Origin of the sequence: Pseudomonas sp. BF-RE-22 (assembly GCF_019956155.1) — a bacterium.
GTDB classification, from domain to species: Bacteria; Pseudomonadota; Gammaproteobacteria; order Pseudomonadales; family Pseudomonadaceae; genus Aquipseudomonas; species Aquipseudomonas migulae.
In genome coordinates, this window is the sequence record NZ_JAHBDD010000029.1 from 11,568 (window position 1) to 33,568 (window position 22,001).

Consider the following 22,001-nt stretch of genomic DNA (forward strand, 5'->3'; position numbering starts at 1 on the left):
AAAAAAAACCGCTTTTAGCGGTTTTTTTTGTCTCACACATTTAAAACTGATAGTTCGCACTGAAGGTGGCAGCCACGGGCTGTTCGATATTTTTACCCTTGGCATAATCGACACCGACACCAAGGTGCAGCCTCTCGGACACTGAAACCATCACCCCGGCACCGACTTCGAAACCGCTGCCCGACAGGTTGTTATTGATCGAGTTTCCATTGACCCGCACGTTGTTATCGTTCGATGCAAACTCATGGACCACCGCCACTCGCCCGTATGGACGCACCTGAGTGTCGCCCAGGTTGATGCTTCGACCCGCCATTACTCCGAGCTTTGTGCGCAATGAATGCGTGTCGTCACCTTCAGCGCTCATGCCATTGTCCAAGTAATAGCTTTCTCCCTGGATGATTGCAGCGGATACCTGAACAGAAGGTTTGGCAAACCAGCCATCCCCCAGATCAATTTGGCGACCCCCTTCTACCATCGCACTCACAGCCGAGTTGTTGTAATCGCCTTCGGAACGTTTGCCATCGCTCATACCGACTTTGGACTCGTTACGGAAATGGTTGAACTTCAGGGCGCCATCAACGAAGTAGCCATTGTCCTGATTCCGCCAGCCGAAATAAGGACCGAAGTAGTAGCTGTCAACCGTGGCCGAGGTGCCGCCGCTGAGATTCAGATCGGACTGGCTGTAACCCGCCAGCATACCGACAGTCCACGGACTGTCACCCAGTCGGGTATCGGCGCCCAGGGTGAAACCCTGTTGCTCTTGACGATAACCCACACCCATCGAACCGTCGTCAACGTTCCACTTGTTGCCATAAGCTCGTACCCACAGGCCGTGGCGCTTGTCATCCGCCTGCAACTCGCCCATGCGGTTTTCCAGCGACTTCAACTCGCCATAGGAAACGGTAAGGGCTGTCTGAAACAATGCCACTACCGATTGAGCACCGGCACTGAGCCGGGTGGTAGGGTTCAGGTAATACTCCGCTTCGCCGGAGGCGTTGGTTCTTTCGGCTAAATCGTATTGCCATGTCCCCACATCGACCCGGCCACCCAACAGCGCGAAATCTGCCTGGTTATTGCCGATTTGCACCAGCGTCAATTGTCGAGGAGACGTCGCGTCCTTGCCCGAAGCGTTGACGGCCAATTCATAGCTGCCAGTGGCCGTGCCGGCTTTCAGCAAGTCACTTTCACCGGTCTGGAAGTTGCCCTGCATGGCAATGATGCCGCTGCCATTGAGCGTACCCACCTCAAGTTGACGATTCGCACGTGGCACGCCAGGCGCACCGAAATTAACCGTGCTGTTGCTCAACGTCAGGGTGTCGATGCGGTCATCGCCAACCATGGTCAGGTTCGAACCGCTGTTAAGGCTGAGGTTGCTGTTGTTCAGGCGTCCGGTGAGCGATGAGCGATTGTTCAAGGTGACATTGGCCGTCGAACCGTTCTCGCGCAGGATATCGCCTACCATCGAAGCGCTATTGAAGGTGAGATTGGCGGTGCTATTGCCAGTCACTTGCACATTGCCTTGCAAGGTGCTGTTCGCAACCCGCATGTTCGCCGTCGAGGCGCCTTCTACTTGAAGTACATTGTCGCTCCCGCCAATCAGCGTGGAGTTGTTCAATACCTCGATGGTGGCGTTGATGCCCTGCTCCACAACAATGGCCGCTCCATTGCGCCCTTCAGCTGTCGAGTTATCCAGCACCAATGTGTTAGCGCCGACGCCGGCAGGGTCCCTGTCCATTATCACGCCAGCCCTGTCACCGCTTATACGAGAACCGGCCGATGCGAGCACTTCACCACCGCGCACGTTCAAGCCAACACTGCCGACGTCGGTTCCCGTCAAGCTCGTATTGAACAGGGTAAGGGTGCTGAAGCCAGTCACCCTGGCGCCGAGTTCACCGCCATGGAACTCACTGTTTGTGGCAGAAACAACCGAACCTTGTAGCGAGTTGTTGACCCGATTGACCACCAGGCCGACTGTATCGCTGAAAACCTTGGTCGAGTTAATGGTGGCAGTACTGTTGGTAATCGATATACCTTCAATACCAGTGTCGGCATTAATGGTCCCGCCGTTGATGTTTAGCGTAGATCCGGTTTCGACAAAGATACTCTTGGTGGTACTACCTGCCACATTCAAAGTGCTGTTATTGCGGACCAGATAATCAGTAACGGGGGTTGCCGTATCGATATCCTTAATGGTGCCGTTATCGATAATATCAGCAGCAAATAGCGACGAATTTACGAAAAAAAATGCTGGCAGCATTGCCAGTTTCTTGAATGAGCCTGTGCCTGCGGCTGTACGCGGCCTGATATTTTTAAAAGTCATGTTCGTGCGTCCTGTTCGTCAGTTCGTCAACCTCATCGAATTGCGGGTGACGTCGAGAGGTGCGCACGATACCGGCTCGTCTTACAGAAAAATGTAGGATTAATCTCTCTGAGCATGAGGAAATCACCCTGCGTCAAACCAGAGAGCTCAATAAAATAAAACTAAAAACACGCCGTAAAAAAAGGAGGCGCATAAAGCGCCTCCACTTCAGTTACTCCAACGGAGGGACAACACATGACCCGCCTTCACCCTCCCTCATATGCACCTGAACCAAATGCCTACCGGATTTTGTTGGAACCCCCCCTAGCGTCACAGTGTATTCAACTGCACCGTAGGCACTGCCAGTCTGATCGAAGACGGCGAATGGGAAATTGATATAGGCGCCATCGATGGACTCCTGCACACTGATTTTGTAATTAACCTTGTCGGTTACACCAACGATTGGAGTAATACCAGCGGCATCTGAATACGCCTGATAAACAAGCTCGATATCTTGATCCGCCAGTTGAGCATCCGGTGGAATCAAGACAATAATTGCCAATCCACCGCCCGAAACTCTGCGAACGGAATTACAGTTAAGATAACCAAAGTCCTCATCAAGATGCTGGAATACCGGATCAGACACGTCGACATCATGAATTTGAACGTCAACTTCTGTCGGCAGAGAAACAGCATAGCCATCCGCAACTGCATCAAAGGCGATGTAGTGAACCAGCGTATCGATATCATTGCCTGATGCATCAACCAACGTCCACGGGACCGTAAAAGTAATTTCAAAGCCGGTGGGTTCGGTGCCGAGAACGACATAACGCCCGCCTTCATTCGGCGTGGCAGATACCGGAACTTCTACGCCGTTCCAGTAAAGCTGCACTTCTTCGCCTGCTTTAGACCCATCGTACAAAGGTACAGTGACTGTCACAGGCCCCGTTGAGTCAACTTTGCGTATCACATTGTTTTCAGGTGTAACGGCGCCTTTAGCCGTCACCAAAGGCAAACTTTCGTCCGGTGGCCCTGGTTTTTCGGGGTCTATGGTGCCGGGCCTTCTCAAATCTTTTTTGACAAGTGTAACGAGGGGGCCAGCAGCAGGGTGGTGTTTGTTACCACGCCGAACCCGCAGTCCTACCGGGACGTCATCCTTAAAGGCAACACCGTTGTAGACGTCTCTAAAATGCACGTCAGTAAAGACTGGAAAACCAGTGATCAACTTTTCCTGTTGTACCCTGCCATCCCAGATAATTTGCATATAGTCACGACCGGACACAAACCCCACATACTGTTCTTTGATGCCAGCTCCCACACCGGTAACAGTCTGCGCGTCAATCAAGCTGATGACCCCGTCGTCCTCGTACTGTGGAACAAAGGGTGGTACCAACACCGGAGGATCAGTCAGAACCAAGTCAAGATGCAGACGATCCGATTGCGCCGATCGATTGCCTTTACGGTCAGTATGATCAGTCCAAAGCGCTTTAGGGATTTCCTCCGTGCCTACCATCTCTTTGGTTAAACTGAACACCGGCGCAGTAATCGGGCTTTTGAGAGTCTCTGTCCCGACCAATACGGTATCGTTTATACGTGAACCAAACCAACAGCGGATGACATCACCAATTTTGTTGGCTTGGGTCAGCGGCGCTGTCACTTCTATATATCCGTGAAGATCTAGGTACTCCTTGGTAATTTCAGTAACCGGGGCCGTCGGCTTAATGGGCGGAGGTGCTTCCCTGTCGACATTGACAGTCAATGGAGTGACTACAGCTCCGGTATTCCCTCCATGATTAATACGGTACTTTAACTCGTGCCTACCAGCTTTATCTGTCAATCCGGCAGGCAACGTCAAATCAATAGGGAAATTAGCAGGGTTAACGGGGGTTGTATAAGTAAATTTTGGCTCGCTCAGCAAAGTCCCGTCCCACATAAGCTGAACGATCCCGTCGATGGGAGGATTAGTTTGCTGCGACTGTTCAAACTGGTCTATCTGGACCTTGAGTGGCAAACCCTGAAACTGGAAATGAAGCTGATTCACATCATCATCGACTTCATGGTTCATGAAGGCGTTATCCGGGTGTAGTCTTGGCGGAGCAGCCGGTACTGGGTCTGCTGAAAATCGCAACTTTCGATAAGCCAGTGCGTTTTCCTGTTCCTTCGTCAGTCGAGTCAGCTTGATGTAGTTCGACATATTATCGTTCCTTTCAGTGCCTGGGCTTTACCTGCCCTTAGGTATAACGACCCAGCGCCTGACCAACGACTGCAAGGCGCCGATAAACAACCTGCTTTGCAAACATTCGCTACAACTAAAAACCTGCAACCTCATGGTTGGATTTAAAGACAGGCCGCTAGCGCTGGCTACTGTCAGAAATCACAGGTTTTGCTACCGCTGGTCGGACACTTCCCCAAACTGCACACAACAAAAAACCCGCCATCCCTTACACAGGGATGACGGGTTTTGTTGTTTAAGGTTTCAGGTCACACGGTATCCACCTTCAACGAGTGGTCATTCAACATGCCGTTGATGATGGTCGCCGTATCCGCTCCGGCAATCACCCCACCCGCGCCCGGTGTCACACCGTAATGGCTGGCCAGGTCCACACCGGCCAGGTCGATCGTCTGGTTCGGCGCAGCACCCGCCATGCCGCTGACGTCGATGCTGGTGACCAGTGAATCGCCGCTGCCGGTGACTTTGAAGTGCAGGTAGTCATCCAGCGACGCCGCCGTGCCGTTCTCCCCTTGCAGCAGTTGCGACAGGTCGAGTTTGTCGGCACCTGGCGTGAAGTCGGTGACCACGTCGTGGCCGCTGTTGCCTTTGAGCCACAGGAAGGAGTCGGTGCCGGCACCACCGGTGAGGGTGTTGTTGCCGAGGCCGCCGATGAGCACATCATCGCCGCCGCCACCGTTGAGCACGTCGTTGCCGAGGCCGCCGGTGATGATGTTGTTGTGGCTGTCGCCAGTCAGTTTGTCATCGAAGCTGGAACCGGTGAGGTTTTCGATGGCGGTCAGGGTATCAGTGCCGGCACCCACGGTGTTTTGCGCGCCGAGCAGGCTCAGATCCACTTTGACCCCGGCGGTGGCGTGGGCGTAGCTCGCGGTGTCGATACCGGTGCCGCCGTCGAGCAGGTCGTTGCCCGCGCCGCTGTAGAGCAAGTCATTGCCGGCGCCACCGTGCAGCTCGTTGTTGCCTGCACCGGCGGTGAGCACATCGTTGCCGTCGCCGGCGTTGATCACGTTGTTGCCGGTGCCCGCCACCAGCATGTCGTCGCCCGTTGTGCCGGTGAGGGTGTGACCGTCCTGATAGCTGATGGTCACCGCTGTGCTGTCGTCGACGGCGTAGGCGCCGTGATAGTCCGGGGTGGTGTTGTGGGCGCCGGAGTAGTCGACGGTCATGGTCAGTTGGTAGTTTTCCGCGCCCTTGCCGTTGCCATGCCCGCCGTCATCGATGTTGATGATGTGGATCTGGTAGGTGCCGTCTACTGCGGCGGTGATGGTCTGGCCATCGCCGATGCCGATGAACGAGCCGCCGTTGACCGAGTACTCCATGCTGACGTGACCGCCCGCCAGGTTGTGATCGAGGTTCAGGGTTTCACCCTGTTTGAGGGTGACGGTGATGTGGTCCTCGTCATTGCTGTTGCTGTTGCTGTTGCTGTTGCTGTTGCCGTTGCCGTTGCCGTTGCCGTTGTTGTTGTTTTTGGCTTCGCCCAACGCTCCGCTGACCACCAGCACCGCGGTCATGGCTGCGGTGTTGGCGACGAATGCGCTGCGCGCGATGGTCACCGATTGAGCGTTGTTGCCGGTGAAGCTGTAGCTCGGGTTGCTGCCGGTAAAGTCCGCACCTTTGACAATCCAGCCAGTGTTGAAGGTGGTTGGCGATACGGTCAGCGGGTTGGTGTTGGCATCGATGTCGTTGGCCAGCAGCACGTCGCCCGGCACCGTGACGTTGCCCGACAGGACGTTGGTGATGATGGCGACGCCATTGTCGCTGACTGCGTTGATGCAGCCGTTGCTGACGTCGATGGTGATGGTCGTGGTGCTTTCGTCACCGTCGTTATCACGCAGGGTGTAGGTGAAGACGTCGGTCGCACCGGGGCCGTTCACGGCATTCGGGGTGCTGTGGTATTCGACGTTGCCTTGGGCGTCCAGGGTCAGGTAGCCGTAGGTGCCGTTGATGTGGGTGTTGAGGCCGCCGTTGACCGGCGTCGAAGTGTCCGAGCCGGCGCGCACGCCGACCACGCCACCGCCGAGCAAAGGTCCATCGGCGCCGGCGACGTCATTCCACAGCACGTTGCCGCTGACGGTGCCGCCCTCCACCACCGACGTTGCCTCAAGGTTGGCGTTCGGCGTGTCATCGACGATGTTGACGTTGATCTGCCCGGTTGCGGTGCTGCCGTTGACATCCTTGGCCGCCACATCGAAGTGCTCGGAGATGCTGTCGGCACCACCGGGATTCGGGTGGTCGCTGTCGTAGCGCAACGTGTAGCTGTAACTCACCACGCCGGTCGCCGGGTTGTAACCGGTGATGGTCAAAATCGCACCGGTGTCGGTCTCGCTCGATTGCGGGAAACCTGCCGCCACGCCGGCGGTGACCACGGCGATGCCGCCGACGGTGAGGGTCAGCAGGCCATCCGGTGCGTTGACGTTGAAGGTGCCGGTCTGGGTCAGCGCCGGTGCGTCCGGGTCGGTGCCGTAGGTGAGGTTTTTTTCGTAGACGGTCAGTTCACCGCCATACGCGTCAAGGCCGCTGAGGGTGACCGGGCTGATGCAGCCGTTGCTGACGTCGATGGTGATGGTCGTGGTGCTTTCGTCACCGTCGTTATCGCGCAGGGTGTAGGTGAACACGTCGGTCGCGCCCGGGCCGTTCACCCCGTTCGGGTAGCTGTGGTATTCGGCGTTACCCTGGGCGTCCAGGGTCAGGTAACCGTAGGTGCCGTTGATGTGGGTGTTGAGGCCGCCGTTGACCGGGGTCGAGGTGTCCGAGCCGGCGCGCACGCCGACCACGCCACCGCCGAGCAAGGGGCCATCGGCGCCGGCGACGTCATTCCACAGCACGTTGCCGCTGACGGTGCCGCCCTCCACCACCGACGTTGCCTCAGGATTGGCGTTCGGTGTGTCATCGACGATGTTGACGTTGATCTGCCCGGTTGCGGTGCTGCCGTTGACATCCTTGGCCGTCACATCGAAGTTCTCGGAGATGCTGTCGGCACCACCGGGATTCGGGTGGTCGCTGTCGTAACGCAGTGTGTAGCTGTAGCTCACCACACCGGTCGCCGGGTTGTAACCGGTGATGGTGAAGATCGCGCCGGTGTCGGTCTCGCTCGATTGCGGGAAACCTGCCGCCACGCCGGCAGTGACCACGGCGATGCCGCCGACGGTGAGGGTTAGCAGGCCATCCGGCGCGTTGACGTTGAAGGTGCCGGTCTGGGTCAGGGCCGGTGCGTCCGGGTCGGTGCCGTAGGTGAGGTTTTTTTCGTAGACGGTCAGTTCACCGCCATACGCGTCAAGGCCGCTGAGGGTGACCGGGCTGATGCAGCCGTTGCTGACGTCGATGGTGATGGTCGTGGTGCTTTCATCACCGTCGTTATCACGCAAGGTGTAGGTGAACACGTCGGTCGCGCCGGGGCCGTTCACCCCGTTCGGGTAGCTGTGATATTCGGCGTTGCCCTGGGCGTCCAGGGTCAGGTAACCGTAGGTGCCGTTGATGTGGGTGTTGAGGCCGCCGTTGACCGGGGTCGAGGTGTCCGAGCCGGCGCGCACGCCGACCACGCCACCGCCGAGCAAGGGGCCATCGGCGCCGGCGACGTCGTTCCACAGCACGTTGCCGCTGACGGTGCCGCCCTCCACCACCGAGGTCGCGTCCGGGTTGGCGTTCGGTGTGTCATCGACGATGTTGACGTTGATCTGTCCGGTCGCGGTGCTGCCGTTGACATCCTTGGCCGTCACATCGAAGTGCTCGGAGATGCTGTCGGCACCACCGGGATTCGGGTGGTCGCTGTCGTAACGCAACGTGTAGCTGTAGCTCACCACACCGGTCGCCGGGTTGTAACCGGTGATGGTGAAGATCGCGCCGGTATCGGTCTCGCTCGATTGCGGGAAACCTGCCGCCACGCCCGCCGTAACCACGGCGATGCCGCCGACGGTGAGGGTCAGCAGGCCATCCGGCGCATTGACGTTGAAGGTGCCGGTCTGGGTCAGCGCTGGTGCGTCCGGGTCGGTGCCGTAGGTGAGGTTTTTCTCGTAGACGGTCAGTTCACCGCCATACGCGTCAAGGCCGTTGAGGGTGACCGGGCTGATGCAGCCATTGCTGACGTCGATGGTGATGGTCGTGGTGCTTTCGTCGCCGTCGTTATCACGCAAGGTGTAGGTGAACACGTCGGTCGCACCGGGGCCGTTCACCCCGTTCGGGTAGCTGTGGTATTCGGCGTTGCCTTGGGCGTCCAGGGTCAGGTAGCCGTAGGTGCCGTTGATGTGGGTGTTGAGGCCGCCGTTGACCGGGGTCGAGGTGTCCGAGCCGGCGCGCACGCCGACCACGCCACCGCCGAGCAAGGGGCCATCGGCGCCGGCGACGTCATTCCACAGCACGTTGCCGCTGACGGTGCCGCCCTCCGCCACCGAGGTCGCGTCCGGGTTGGCGTTCGGTGTGTCATCGACGATGTTGACGTTGATCTGCCCGGTTGCGGTGCTGCCGTCGACATCCTTGGCCACCACGTCGAAGTGTTCGGAAATGCTGTCGGCACCACCGGGATTCGGGTGGTCGCTGTCGTAGCGCAGCGTGTAGCTGTAACTCACCACACCGGTCGCCGGGTTGTAACCGGTGATGGTGAAGATCGCGCCGGTGTCGGTCTCGCTCGATTGCGGGAAACCTGCCGCCACGCCCGTCGTAACCACGGCAATGCCGCCCACGGTCAGGGTTTGCAGACCGTCCAGCGCGGTGACGGTGAAGGTGCCGGATTGGGTCAGGGCCGGTGCGTCCGGGTCGGTGCCGTAGGTGAGGTTTTTTTCGTAGACGGTCAGCTCGCCGCCCTCTACGTCGAGGCCATCCAGGGTGACGGGATTGTCTGGATTGTCTGGATTGTCTGGAGTATCCGGAATGTCCGGAATGTCCGGACGATCCGGGGTATCCGCCACAATCGGTGCAGCGGTCGCATTGCCGCCATTGTCCGGATCACCGGCCAGACGCTCCCGGGGAAATTCGGGAACACCATTGAAGCCCGCCGTGGGAAAACCGACAGTCGGATCGACCCGCCCGGCCACTTCCTCCAGCAGCACAAAACTATGGCCGCCGCCCAATGCACCGCCGGGCGCACCCGGTGTGCCCGGCCCCGCCGCGGTCGCTTCAGCGGTTTGGGTCGGGTCGTCGCCCGCCGCGATGGCTTTTTGTACTCGCTCGACATCTGACAGTTGAGCCTGAGTCGGCGTGGTCGCTTCAGGTGTATTCACATGGGAGGCGTGATCCACCAGCAACTGAGGGTTCATTTGCAGGCTGCTGCCACGCCCGAGCGTCAGTTCCTGGCCATTTTGCAGGTGCACCGCCACCGCGCCTTCGGCCCCGGTGATCAGTTGATCGCCGGCAAACAGCCGGTCCCCCTCGATCAGCACACGCCGGGTACCGTCGCTCCCCTGGGCGAACACCTGACCAATGACCTTACTGACGATACCGATGAGCGTAGCCATGTGCACTTCCTCCGCTGCCGACTGCCGTCGGCATCCTGTTGTTTGCGAAGAACGTGCTCATGGGTAAAGCGGTGGCCGGCGAGCCTCTTCCGGGGAGCAGCTCGTCAACACCAAGCCACTGCCCTGGCGACTATCTCGCCAAGCGTGTCGCTCACGGGCGACGTGTCCGCTACGGAATAAAACCCTCTGCAATCAAAGGCATCGGGATCCTGTTCGGTAACACCTCGTCCAGTGAGCGATGCGTAACGGTTCTGAACCAACCAAGTGACAAAAAACCGTCACCAAGAAAACCGTTTCGCGTCCCTCCCCTCCAGCACTTCTACGCCCTAGTCGATATGTGGGTGGAACTTTCCTTTTGCCCTTTCGAGCGCCCTAACGCTCATAAATCAAGGGCTTTCGACGTGAACAATGTGCTGGATTTTGCAGAGCGCATAAGTTTTTTTTGGCATAACCCTTATGAGAAATCCTTCTTAGATTCCTCCCAGAATGTTCTTAGCTCTGTTGTAAAGAGCATGAAACGGTTTTACCTATAAATGTCGTCAAATAATTGGCGACTAATAAGCACCATTAGGACTCAGGGAGATGTACCCATGCGCCGATTGAACCCCATCTGCAGTGCGATTCTATTGGCGATGGCCTGTACTTCTCAGGCTCACGCCATGTCACTGACCGAGGCGATCCAGAGCACCCTTGCGACTCACCCGGAACTGGCGTCGCGGGTGGACAGCCGTCTGTCGGCCGATGAAGACGTGAAAGTCGCCAAGGGGGGCTTTTATCCTTCCGTGGACCTGAACGCCTCGTACGGGCGCGGGTACAGCGATAACACCAACACCCGGGCCTTCGGCAATCACCACACGGAAATCCTGAACTACACCCAATCGGAACTGCGTCTGCGGCAGATGCTGTTCGATGGCTTCAACACGGCCAACGAAGTCGAGCGCACCAAAGGCGTGGTCAATTCACGGGCCTATTACGCGCAGGGCACCGCTCAGGATCTGGCCCTGCGCACCATCGAGGTCTACCTCGAAGTGCTCAAGCGCCGCGAACTGGTGACGCTGGCCAAGAACAACCTGCAAGCCCACCTGCGGGTCAACGACCAGATCGGCCTGCGCACCCAGCGCGGGATCGGCAGCACCGCTGACGCCGACCAGTCCGTGGCGCGTCGAGCCCTCGCGGAAAACAACCTCGACACCGCCGAAGTCGATCTGGCCGATGCCGAAGCGAATTTCTACGCCGTCACAGGGCGCATGCCCGATGAACTGGAAACGCTGCCATCGATTCGCGGCGAATTGCCGGCCACGATCCGGGATGCCCAACAAAGCATGGTCGACAACAACCCGTACCTGAAATCGGCCCAGGCAGATGTGCAATCGGCCGAGAGCCAGTACGAAGTCGCCAAGTCGCCGTTCTACCCACGCTTCGACGCTGAAGCCGCGGTGGGGGCGAATAACAACATCGCCGGTGAAGAAGGCCACGACAACGAATGGCGCGTCGGCGTCGTGATGAACTACAACCTGTTCCGCGGCGGCAGCGACAAGGCACGACTGGCCTCCGACGCGCACAAGATCAACCAGGCCATGGACATCCGCAACAACGCCCTGCGCCAGCTCAACGAGAACATTCACCTGGCCTGGAACGCCATGGTCAACGCGAAAAAACAAACCCCGACTGCCCGCGAATACGCCGAAACCACTACCCGCGTACGGGCGGCGTATCAGGACCAGTTCGGCCTCGGCCAACGGACCCTGCTTGACGTGCTCGACAGTGAAAACGAACTCTACAACGCCAACCGTCGCTATACCGAAGTGCGCTACACCGAGGAATTCTCGATGTACCGCGTGCTGGCAAACATGGGCCAGTTGCTGAGCAAACAACGCGTGGTACTGCCCGCCGACGCGATTGCCCGGACCGAAGTGAAAAACGAAGCCCGTTTGCCTGAACTGAAGTAGCGTACTGGAGCGAGCAATGTGACCAGCATGGAATCCGGCAACACTGGTGTCGATCCGCGGCTGAGCTTCGATGACCCGCTTCTGGACGGTCTGTTGATTCTCTGCAAACTTCATGGCGCGACGGTCAGTCGCGCCAGCCTGAGTGCCGGGCTGCCAATGGCACACCAACGCCTGAGCCTGGACCTGCTGCCGCGCGCAGCGGCCCGGGCCAGTTTGCAGGCGCGTTTGTTGCGCCGTGAACTGGGCGACATTTCTGCGCTCAACCTGCCGGTGCTGCTGATCCTCGACAACGGTCGCACCGCCGTGCTGCGTCGCTTTGGCGATGATGGTCGCCTGCTGATTCTGCCGAGCGAAGCCGACGGCGGCGAGCAATGGGTCAGCCGTGAAGAGCTGGCCGAAAGTTATAGTGGCCAGGCCTTGTTCGCCCGGCCACGGCATGAACTCGAAGACCTGCGTTCGCCACTGGTGCCGCGTGTGGAGGCGTGGTTTCGCGACACCTTGAAGCTGTCGAAGTGGCTTTACAGCGATGCGATCCTGGCGAGTTTCCTGATCAACCTGCTGGGGCTGATGGTGCCGTTGTTCGTGATGCAGACCTACGACCGAGTGGTGCCGAACCAGGCCACTTCGACCCTGTGGGTGCTGTCCATCGGCTTGCTGACCGGCACCGGTTTCGAGCTGGCATTGCGGGTGGTCCGCGCGCATTTGCTGGACACCGCCGGCAAGAAGACCGACGTGATCCTGTCCGCGACCTTGTTCGAACGCATCACCGGCATGTCGATGAAAGCGCGGCCGGCGACCATCGGCGGTTTTGCCCAGAGCATCCATGACTTCCAGGGCCTGCGCGAATTCCTCACCGCGGTCACCCTGACCAGCCTGATCGACCTGCCCTTCGCCGTGCTGATGCTGGTGGTGATCGGCCTGCTCGGTGGCTGGCTGGTAGTCATTCCGTTGCTGGCGTTTCCGATTACGATCCTGTTCGCAATGGTGATTCAGGTAAGGCTGCGCGACACCGTGCAAAAAAGCCTGACCCTCGGCGCCGAACGCCAGGCGTTGCTGATCGAAACCCTCGGCGGCCTGGAAACCCTCAAGGCCTGCAGCGCCGAAAGCGAGCGCCAGCACAAATGGGAAAGCACCCACGGCGCCCTCACCCGCCTCGACAGCCACGCGCGCAACCTCTCGGCGCTGGCCACCAACGGCACGCTGTTCATCCAGCAGTTCTCCGGCATGGCGACCATCGTCGCCGGGGTCTACAGCATCATCGCCGGCAACCTCAGCGTCGGCGCGCTGGTGGCGACCTACATGCTTGGCAGCCGCGTACTCGCACCGCTGGGGCAGATCGCCGGGCTGATCACGCGCTATCAGCAAGCGCAACTGACCATGAAAAGTACCGATGCGCTGATGGGCCTGCCGCAGGAGCGCGATGCGAAACAGCGGCCATTGGAGCGCACGCAACTGCAAGGCGCCCTCGACGTCAGCGGCGTGACCTTTCGCTACAACGGCCAGAATGCACCAGCGCTGGCCAACATCAGTTTCAGCCTCAAACCCGGTGAGCGGGTCGGCATCATCGGTCGCAGCGGCTCGGGCAAAAGCACCCTGGGGCGACTGGTCATGGGGTTCTACGAACCGGAGGAAGGCCAGTTGCTGCTCGATGGCCTGGACCTGCGGCAACTGGACGTCGCCGACCTGCGCCAGCAGATCGGTTACGTCGCCCATGACCTGCCGTTGCTGGCCGGCAGCCTGCGCGACAACCTGACACTCGGCGCACGCTACATCAGCGATGCGCGGATGCTGGAGGTGGCCGAACTGACCGGCGTCACCGAGCTCGCGCGCCAACACCCACAAGGGTTTGACCGCCCCGTCGGCGAACGCGGGCAGTTGTTGTCGGGGGGGCAACGCCAAGCCGTATTGCTGGCCCGCGCCTTGTTGCTCGACCCGCCAATCATGCTGCTCGACGAACCCACCAGCGCCATGGACAACAGCAGCGAAGATGTTTTGCGGCAAAAACTTCACGGTTGGGTCCAGGGTAAAACCTTGCTGCTGGTGACCCACCGCACCTCGATGCTCAGCCTGGTGGATCGGCTGGTGGTGCTCGACAACGGGCGGATCGTCGCCGACGGTCCGAAAGAAGCGGTCATCGATGCACTGCGCAAGGGCCGTGTCGGCTCTGCGGCCGTCTAGGAGTCCGCTCATGTCATCGTCACAAAGCTCACGCGGCTACTTCGACAGCTTCAGCAAAAGCGCCGAAAGCGAGTTCATGCCGGAGACGGCCGGCGCTTCGTTGCAGGATTCCCCACGCTGGTCGCGGATCACCGTGTGGCTTGCCGCTACGCTGATCATCAGCGCCGTGGTCTGGGCCAAATACGCCGTGTTGCAGGAAGTCACCATGGGCGAAGGCAAGGCGATTCCGTCGAGCAAGGTGCAGGTGATCCAGAACCTGGAAGGCGGCATCGTCACCGAGATTTTTGTGCGCGAAGGGCAAATGGTGAACAAGGGCGACACGTTGCTGCGCCTGGATGACACGCGGTTTCTGTCGAACAAGGGCGAGAGTGAAGCGGATCGTTATGCCTTGACCGCGCAGGTCGAACGCCTGTCCGCCGAGGCCGAGGGGCGGCCGTTCAGTTTGTCGCCGGAGGTGATTGCCAAGGCCCCGCAAGTGGCCGAGGACGAGCGCTCGCTGTACGAACAACGGCAACGCCGGTTGGCCAGCGAGCAACGCACGCTGACCGAACAACTGCGGCAGAAAACCCAGGAACTGGCGGAGTTCCGCTCCAAACAGGGTCAATACAGTTCAAGCCTGGCGTTGCTGCAACAGGAAATGAACATGTCCGCGCCACTGGTGGGCACCGGGGCGGTGTCGCCGGTGGAAATCCTGCGGCTCAAACGCAGCGCGGTGGAAATACGCGGTTCGCTGAATGCCACGACCCTGGCGATTCCTCGCGCCGAGTCGGCGATCAACGAGATCAAAAGCAAGATCGACGAGTCGGAACAAACCTTCCGTTCGGACGCGGCGAAAGAGCTCAATGAGAAACGCACCGAGCTGTCGAAAATCACCGCATCGAGCATCGCCATCGACGACCGCGTGAGCCGCACCACGGTGGTATCGCCGGTACACGGGATTATCAAAGTGCTGAAGGTCAACACCATCGGCGGCGTGGTCCAGCCGGGCAGCGATATGGTGGAAATCGTGCCCATCGAAGACAACCTGCTGATCGAAGCCAAGGTGCGCCCGCAAGACGTGGCGTTCCTGCATCCGGGGCAGAAAGCGATGGTCAAGTTCAGTGCATACGACTACACGATTTATGGTGGGTTGAGTGCCAGGCTTGAACTGATTGGTGCGGACACGATTACTGACGACAAGGGCAACAGCTTCTATCTGATTCAGGTGCGGACCGATAAAAACCACTTGGGCGGGGATGTGAAACCACTGCTGATCATTCCGGGGATGGTGGCGACGGTGGATATCATTACCGGGGAGAAAAGTGTGTTGGATTATCTGCTGAAACCGGTGTTGAAAGCGCGGACGGAGGCGATGCGGGAGCGGTAATCACTTTCCGAAAAATTGGGTGTTTGACCCGGCCTCTTCGCGGGCAAGCCTCGCTCCTACAGGTTATGCGTTGATTCCGACATTACGCATACCTGTAGGAGCGAGGCTTGCCCGCGAAGAGGCCCTCACTGACGACTATTGCGGACCGTGGTTGCGCTGGAAAACGGCCTCCCCCATCGCCGCAATCTGCCCCTCGATCAACGCCTCGAACGGTTTCAACAACGGCTCGAAACTGACAGGCGCTTCCAGCGTCTGCAACGCCTGCACAATCGCCTCCACCGTCGACAACGCCCCCGGCGCCGGCGCCTTGCGCAAGCGATACCGCGACACGCCGCCCTCCACCAAAGTCACTCGGGGCAATGCCGCCAGCAGCGGATTGAGGTGCAGCATTTTGCGCGCCTTGCGCCAGGTGCCGTCCGGCACGACCAACAAAAGTGGCTCATCGTTTGCGGCGTACGCCTGCATCGGTTGCGCATCATCGGCCGGAAACAATAATCGCGCCTGATAGCCCGACTGGTTCAACAGTGCCGGTAAATCCTCGAACACTTCACCCACAATCAACTCGGCATTGTTCAACCCCAACGCCGCCAGCCTTGCGGTGTTCAGCGCATGGTTCACTTCGCTCGGATGCTGCAACAGCAACACCCGAGTGCGGCTGTCGAGGCTCGGGATCAATGGGCACAGGCAGTGGGTTTGCGGGCGCAGGCAGCGCGGGCATTGGATTCTGGACATGGTTTCAAGCCTGATTGAGCTGCGCCTTGAGCAGGTCGCGGAAGGTCTGGATCAACGGTTCGCGGCTGCGGCCCCGGCGCATGATCATCGAGAACGGTGCCTGGTAACCGAAGGTCGCCGGCAGCAACACGCGTAAATCACCCTTGTCGGCCCAGGCCTGGGCGTAATGCTCCGGCAGGTAACCGATGTAGGCGCCGGACAGCACCAGAATCAACTGCGCCTCCATACTTTCCACGGTCGCGGCACTGTGCTTGAAGCCGTGGCGCGCCAGTTCGGCCTGGCTCCAATAGCCGCGACCGACCATGCGCTGCTGGGTGATGACCTGTTCGGGAATGCGCCGCTCGGTGAACAGCGGATGACGGCTGCTGCAATACAGCCAGTGTTGCTCGCGGTACAACGGCATGTAGACCAGCCCGCTCATGCGCGTGGAAAACGCACCGATGGCCAGGTCGAGGCGGTTGTCCTGTACGCCGAGTTGCAGCTCGTACGGGCTCATCACCGACAGGTGCAAATGCACGGCCGGGTGTTCCTGGCTGTAGGCGCCGATGGCTTCGGCGAACGGCAAGGCCTTGTCGCTGACGGTGGAGTCGATGACGCCGAGGTTCAGCGTACCGCGCAATTCGCCCTTCAGCGCCGCCGCGTATTGCTCGAAGCCTTCGAGTTCGCCGAGCAGGCGCAGGGTTTCCTGATGGAACAGCTCGCCTTTGCTGGTCAGGCTGAAACCGCCGCGCCCGCGATGGCACAGCACCAGGCCGAGGGCCGCTTCGAGCTGGCTCATGTAGGTGCTGATCGCCGAGGTCGAGAGGTTGAGCTCTTGCTGGGCGTTGGCAAACCCCTGATGGCGGACCACGCTGACGAAGATGCGTAATAGTTTCAGGTCGGGTAAAGCGTTGGCCATGGGGGCTCCGTAGCGTGTATCGGTGAGTCCGCGTTGTTTGACGGCGGTTGCTGCGCAACCGATCGCCAGCAAGCTGGCTCCTACAGGTCGGCACCGATTTCGAGACACACACAAATCCTGTAGGAGCGAGGCTTGCCCGCGAAGAGGACCTCCGGGCAGACGAGAAGTCTATCCCCCCTCCCGCCATTAGTTTAGAAAAATCTGAACTAAGTATTTGTCCGTAGCGATTCTTCCCGGTCACTACATTTCGCAGAATCGGCCCCTAACGGTGCCCGAGCCTCCCCGGTGCGGTGCAACCGACATAAATAAAACAACGACGATGAGGCCTTACCCGTGGACAAGATTCTTCACCAACCACTGGGCGGCAACGAAATGCCGCGCTTCGGCGGCATCGCCACCATGCTCCGACTCCCCCATGTACCTACCGCTGCCGGCCTGGACGCTGCCTTTATCGGCATCCCACTGGACATCGGTACTTCCCTGCGCCCTGGCACCCGTTTCGGGCCGCGTGAAATCCGCGCCGAATCGGTCATGATCCGCCCGTACAACATGGCCACTGGCGCGGCACCGTTCGACTCGCTGTCGGTTGCCGACATCGGCGACATCGCGATCAACACCTTCAACCTGCTCGACGCCGTGCGGATCATCGAAGAGTCTTACGACAATATCCTTGAACACGATGTGATCCCCCTGACCCTCGGCGGCGACCACACCATCACCCTGCCGATCCTGCGTGCCATCCACAAAAAGCACGGCAAGGTCGGCCTGGTGCACATCGACGCTCACGCCGATGTGAACGATCACATGTTCGGCGAGAAAATCGCCCACGGCACCACCTTCCGTCGCGCCGTCGAAGAAGGTCTTCTGGATTGCGACCGTGTAGTGCAAATTGGCCTGCGCGCTCAGGGCTACACCGCCGATGACTTCAACTGGAGCCGCAATCAGGGTTTCCGTGTGGTTCAGGCCGAAGAATGCTGGCACAAATCCCTGGCCCCCCTGATGGCCGAAGTTCGCGAGAAAGTCGGCGGCGGTCCTGTGTACCTGAGCTTCGATATCGACGGTATCGACCCGGCCTGGGCACCTGGCACCGGCACTCCGGAAATCGGCGGCCTGACCACCATTCAGGCAATCGAGATCGTTCGTGGCTGCCAAGGTCTCGACCTGGTCGGTTGCGACCTGGTAGAAGTCTCGCCCGCTTATGACACCACCGGCAACACCTCGCTGCTGGGCGCCAACCTGCTGTACGAAATGCTCTGCGTACTGCCTGGCGTGGCCCACCGCTGAGGATTGGTCATGAACGAACGTGATCAGGTTCTGCACGCTGCCGCCGACCTGGTGGCAGCCTTTGCCCGTAACGATCGCGAAGCCTACTTCGGCGCCTTCAGCTTTGACGCCAGCTTCGTTTTCTACACCCTCGAGCAGCCTCTGCTGTCGCGCGATGCCTATCAGGCGTTGTGGGACACCTGGCGTGCCGAGGATGGCTTCGAGGTGCTGTCGTGCACCTCGAGCAACGCTTTCGTCAGCCTGCAGGGTGACGTCGCGATTTTCATCCATGACGTGGCCACCGAGCTGCGCATGCAAGGGGAGCAACACTTCAGCCAGGAGCGCGAGACGATTGTTTTCAAGAAACAAGCGTCTGGCCAAGAACAACAAGGCCTATGGCTGGCCTGCCACGAACATTTGTCCGCAATGCCGGAAGGGCTGCCACCCCCTTAGCCAAACAGGTGACGCTCACACACGATGAGCGCGCCTTTATGATCGGAGCAGATCATGAATAACAACAACAACGACCAAAGCCTTACGCACATTGAAACCTACGGGGTCGAACAGATCCCGGACAACGAACGCACCGCAGGCCCGACGGATTTGTTCCGGATGATCTTCGGCGGTTCCAATACCTTTGCCACCGCCGTGCTCGGCAGTTTCCCGGTGCTGTTCGGCCTGTCATTCCAGGCGGGTGTCTGGGCGATTGTGCTGGGCGTGTTGCTGGGCTCGCTGATCCTCGCGCCGATGGGCCTGTTCGGCCCGATCAATGGCACCAACAACGCCGTGTCTTCCGGTGCGCACTTCGGCGTGCACGGGCGGATCGTCGGTTCGTTCCTGTCGTTGTTGACCGCTATCGCCTTCTTCTCGCTCTCGGTGTGGAGTTCGGGTGATGCGCTGATCGGTGGCGCAAAACGCCTGATCGGCCTGCCGGAAACCGACCTGACCCTGGGCCTGGCCTACGGTCTGTTCGCGATCCTGGTGCTGACGGTTTGCATCTACGGCTTCCGTTTCCTGCTGTGGGTCAACAAGATCGCGGTGTGGAGCGCCAGCCTGCTGTTCCTGCTGGGCATCTTCGCTTTCGCCGGTCCTTTCGATGTGAACTACGCCGGCACCGTGAGCATGGGCCAACCGGGTTTCTGGGCTGCCTTCATCGGCGCTGCGCTGGTGGCGATGAGCAACCCGATTTCCTTCGGCGCGTTCCTCGGCGACTGGTCGCGTTACATCCCGCGTGAAACCTCCAAGCGCCGGATCATGGCCGCGGTGGTGATCTCGCAGATCGCAACGTTCATCCCGTTCCTGTTCGGCCTCGCCACCGCCACTATCGTAGCGATCAAGGCGCCGGACTACATCGCCGCGAACAACTACGTCGGCGGCCTGCTGGCCGTCTCGCCGAGCTGGTTCTTCCTGCCGGTGTGCCTGATTGCGGTGATCGGCGGCATGTCCACCGGCACCACCTCGCTGTATGGCACCGGGCTGGACATGTCCAGCGTGTTCCCGCGTGTGCTGTCGCGGGTCAAGGCCACCCTGTTGATCGGTGTGATGTCGATTGCCTTCATCTTCATCGGACGCTTTGCGGCGAACCTGGTGCAGAGCGTGTCGACCTTCGCCGTTCTGATCATCACCTGCACCACTCCGTGGATGGTGATCATGATCATCGGCCTGCTGGTACGCCGCGGCTTCTATTGCCCGGATGACCTGCAAGTGTTCACCCGCGGCGAGAAAGGCGGTCGTTACTGGTTCACCCACGGCTGGAACTGGCGTGGGCTGGGTGCCTGGATCCCGAGTGCATTGGTCGGTTTGTGCTTTGTGAACCTGCCGGGGCAATTCGTGGGTGTACTCGGGAACCTGGCGGATGGCATCGACATCAGCCTGCCGGTAACCCTCGGCCTGGCCTCGCTGGTGTACCTGGCGCTGCTGAGCCTGTTCCCGGAATCGGCTGCGGTGTTCGGCCCGAATGATCCACGCAGCAAGAGCACGGATTCGCTCGGTAAACCGGCGTTGCGACAAGCCGCCTGATTAAACGCATTACCTGTGGTTAGGGATGACCTGTAGGAGCGAGGCTTGCCCGCGAAGGCGGCGGCACATTCAACATCAATGTTGACTGACACACCGCCTTCGCGGGCAAGTCGGAACGCCGCATCGCACGCTCCTACAGAGATGGTTTTTCCACAGGGATTGATTTTCGCCTCACCATAAAAAAGACAATCGGAGACACGCCATCATGGCATTGGATTTATTCGTCGTACTCATCTACGCCGCCGCGATGCTGATACTCGGCTACTACGGCATGCGCAAGGCCAAGACCAACGAAGACTTTTTGGTCGCCGGTCGTAACCTCGGCCCAAGCCTGTACATGGGCACCATGGCCGCTACCGTTCTGGGCGGCGCATCTACCGTCGGCACCGTGCGCCTGGGCTACGTCCATGGCATTTCCGGTTTCTGGCTCTGCGCGGCCCTCGGTTGCGGGATCGTGGCGCTGAACCTGTTCCTCGCCAAACCGCTGCTGAAACTGAAAATCTACACCGTTACCCAGGTGCTGGAAAAACGCTACAACCCGATGGCCCGCTCCGCGAGCGCGGTGATCATGCTGGCGTATGCACTGATGATCGGCGTGGTTTCGATCCTGGCCATCGGCACCGTGCTGCAAGTGCTGTTCGACCTGCCGTTCTGGCTGTCGGTATTGGTTGGCGGTGGCGTGGTGGTAATTTATTCGGCGATCGGCGGCATGTGGTCCCTGACCCTGACCGACATCGTCCAGTTCGTCATCAAGACCGTGGGCCTGATGTTCATCCTGTTGCCGATCTGCCTGTACCGCGTCGGCGGCTGGGATCAGTTGGTGGCCAAACTGCCGGAGGCGAGCTTCAGCTTCACCACCATCGGCTGGGACACCATCATCACCTACTTCGTGATCTACTTCTTCGGCATCCTGATCGGTCAGGACATCTGGCAACGGGTGTTCACCGTCAAGACCGCCAAGGTCGCGCAATACGCCGGTACTGCCGCAGGCATCTACTGCATCATCTACGGTCTGGCGTGCGCCCTGATCGGCATGGCCGCTCACGTACTGATCCCGGATCTGGACAACGTCAACAACGCTTTCGCCGCCATCGTCAAACTGTCGCTGCCGGACGGTATCCGTGGCCTGGTCATCGCCGCTGCACTGGCCGCCATGATGTCCACCGCCAGCGCAGGCCTGTTGGCTGCCGCCACTACTCTGAGCGAAGACCTGCTACCTAAACTGCGTGGCGGTAAACAGTCGAGCCTGAGCCTGAACCGCCTGGTGACGCTGCTGACCGGTATTGTCGTGCTGGGTATCGCCCTGGTGGTGAACGATGTGATCAGCGCCCTGACCCTGGCCTACAACCTGTTGGTCGGCGGCATGCTGATCCCGCTGATGGGTGCGATTTTCTGGAAACGCGCCACTACCGCCGGCGCCATCGCCAGCATGGGCCTGGGCTTCGCAACCGCTCTGCTGTTCATGGTCAAGGACGGTCTGGATGCCAACACCCCGATCTACTACAGCCTGCTCGCAGGTCTGGTGAGCTTCATTGTGGTGAGCCTGATGTCTCGCCGCCCGGCTGCGGTGGCGAACGCCATCTAAGCTTTCTATAACGACTTGATGCTTTCTTCGACGGG

General features: G+C 59.6%; 12 protein-coding genes. 7 read left to right on the plus strand and 5 right to left on the minus strand.

The window, feature by feature from the left end; genetic code table 11:
- Nucleotides 1–40: 40 nt before the first annotated feature.
- From KGA82_RS15930 to KGA82_RS15940, 3 genes are all read right to left on the minus strand, one after another.
- Nucleotides 41–2,320, minus strand: a complete 2,280-nt coding sequence (locus KGA82_RS15930; RefSeq protein ID WP_223451158.1) for an autotransporter outer membrane beta-barrel domain-containing protein — start codon at nucleotides 2,318–2,320, stop codon at nucleotides 41–43.
- Nucleotides 2,321–2,531: 211 nt separating this feature from the next.
- Entirely contained in the window at nucleotides 2,532–4,493 is a 1,962-nt protein-coding gene (locus tag KGA82_RS15935) for a hypothetical protein (protein ID WP_223451159.1), read from the minus strand.
- 287 nt (nucleotides 4,494–4,780) lie between these two features.
- A complete protein-coding gene (locus KGA82_RS15940) occupies nucleotides 4,781–9,976 on the minus strand; it encodes a retention module-containing protein (RefSeq protein ID WP_223451162.1) in 5,196 nt (1,731 codons plus the stop codon).
- Between the two features lie 590 nt (nucleotides 9,977–10,566).
- Between KGA82_RS15940 and KGA82_RS15945 the strand changes: the two genes are divergently transcribed.
- Genes KGA82_RS15945 through KGA82_RS15955 form a run of 3 tightly spaced genes read left to right on the plus strand, consistent with a single transcriptional unit; the run spans nucleotide 10,567 to nucleotide 15,469 of the window.
- Nucleotides 10,567–11,925, plus strand: a complete 1,359-nt coding sequence (locus KGA82_RS15945) for a TolC family outer membrane protein (protein ID WP_223451164.1) — start codon at nucleotides 10,567–10,569, stop codon at nucleotides 11,923–11,925.
- A gap of 18 nt (nucleotides 11,926–11,943) precedes the next feature.
- Complete coding sequence (locus KGA82_RS15950; protein WP_223451166.1) at nucleotides 11,944–14,103, plus strand: type I secretion system permease/ATPase; 2,160 nt, start codon at nucleotides 11,944–11,946, stop codon at nucleotides 14,101–14,103.
- A 10-nt stretch (nucleotides 14,104–14,113) separates the two neighbouring features.
- A complete protein-coding gene (locus KGA82_RS15955; protein WP_223451168.1) occupies nucleotides 14,114–15,469 on the plus strand; it encodes an HlyD family type I secretion periplasmic adaptor subunit in 1,356 nt (451 codons plus the stop codon).
- Between the two features lie 135 nt (nucleotides 15,470–15,604).
- Here KGA82_RS15955 and KGA82_RS15960 read toward each other — a convergent pair whose 3' ends face one another.
- Both KGA82_RS15960 and KGA82_RS15965 read right to left on the minus strand, forming a co-directional pair.
- Entirely contained in the window at nucleotides 15,605–16,201 is a 597-nt protein-coding gene (locus KGA82_RS15960; RefSeq protein WP_223451170.1) for a tRNA-uridine aminocarboxypropyltransferase, read from the minus strand.
- A 4-nt stretch (nucleotides 16,202–16,205) separates the two neighbouring features.
- A complete protein-coding gene (locus KGA82_RS15965; protein ID WP_008034255.1) occupies nucleotides 16,206–17,099 on the minus strand; it encodes a LysR family transcriptional regulator in 894 nt (297 codons plus the stop codon).
- Nucleotides 17,100–17,432: 333 nt separating this feature from the next.
- Between KGA82_RS15965 and speB the strand changes: the two genes are divergently transcribed.
- The 4 genes from speB to KGA82_RS15985 all read left to right on the plus strand — a co-directional run bounded on the left by speB (nucleotide 17,433) and on the right by KGA82_RS15985 (nucleotide 21,966).
- On the plus strand, nucleotides 17,433–18,383 hold the full coding sequence (gene speB / locus KGA82_RS15970) for an agmatinase (RefSeq protein ID WP_008034256.1): 951 nt from the start codon (nucleotides 17,433–17,435) through the stop codon (nucleotides 18,381–18,383).
- 9 nt (nucleotides 18,384–18,392) lie between these two features.
- Nucleotides 18,393–18,815 carry a YybH family protein gene (locus KGA82_RS15975; RefSeq protein WP_223451172.1) on the plus strand — a complete coding sequence of 141 codons (423 nt, stop codon included), beginning with the start codon at nucleotides 18,393–18,395 and terminating at the stop codon, nucleotides 18,813–18,815.
- Between the two features lie 54 nt (nucleotides 18,816–18,869).
- Nucleotides 18,870–20,381: a purine-cytosine permease family protein gene (locus KGA82_RS15980; protein ID WP_008034259.1), complete on the plus strand. Its 1,512-nt coding sequence runs from the start codon at nucleotides 18,870–18,872 to the stop codon at nucleotides 20,379–20,381.
- 205 nt (nucleotides 20,382–20,586) lie between these two features.
- Entirely contained in the window at nucleotides 20,587–21,966 is a 1,380-nt protein-coding gene (locus KGA82_RS15985) for a sodium:solute symporter (protein ID WP_192225980.1), read from the plus strand.
- Nucleotides 21,967–22,001: the final 35 nt, after the last annotated feature.

Bases quoted from the DNA above. Each gene is read 5' to 3' on its own strand.
- KGA82_RS15930 (WP_223451158.1), bottom strand. From the start codon at position 2,320: ATGACTTTTAAAAATATCAGGCCGCGTACAGCCGCAGGCACAGGCTCA.
- KGA82_RS15935 (WP_223451159.1), bottom strand. From the start codon at position 4,493: ATGTCGAACTACATCAAGCTGACTCGACTGACGAAGGAACAGGAAAAC.
- KGA82_RS15940 (WP_223451162.1), bottom strand. From the start codon at position 9,976: ATGGCTACGCTCATCGGTATCGTCAGTAAGGTCATTGGTCAGGTGTTC.
- KGA82_RS15945 (WP_223451164.1), top strand. From the start codon at position 10,567: ATGCGCCGATTGAACCCCATCTGCAGTGCGATTCTATTGGCGATGGCC.
- KGA82_RS15955 (WP_223451168.1), top strand. From the start codon at position 14,114: ATGTCATCGTCACAAAGCTCACGCGGCTACTTCGACAGCTTCAGCAAA.
- KGA82_RS15960 (WP_223451170.1), bottom strand. From the start codon at position 16,201: ATGTCCAGAATCCAATGCCCGCGCTGCCTGCGCCCGCAAACCCACTGC.
- KGA82_RS15965 (WP_008034255.1), bottom strand. From the start codon at position 17,099: ATGGCCAACGCTTTACCCGACCTGAAACTATTACGCATCTTCGTCAGC.
- KGA82_RS15975 (WP_223451172.1), top strand. From the start codon at position 18,393: ATGAACGAACGTGATCAGGTTCTGCACGCTGCCGCCGACCTGGTGGCA.
- KGA82_RS15980 (WP_008034259.1), top strand. From the start codon at position 18,870: ATGAATAACAACAACAACGACCAAAGCCTTACGCACATTGAAACCTAC.
- KGA82_RS15985 (WP_192225980.1), top strand. From the start codon at position 20,587: ATGGCATTGGATTTATTCGTCGTACTCATCTACGCCGCCGCGATGCTG.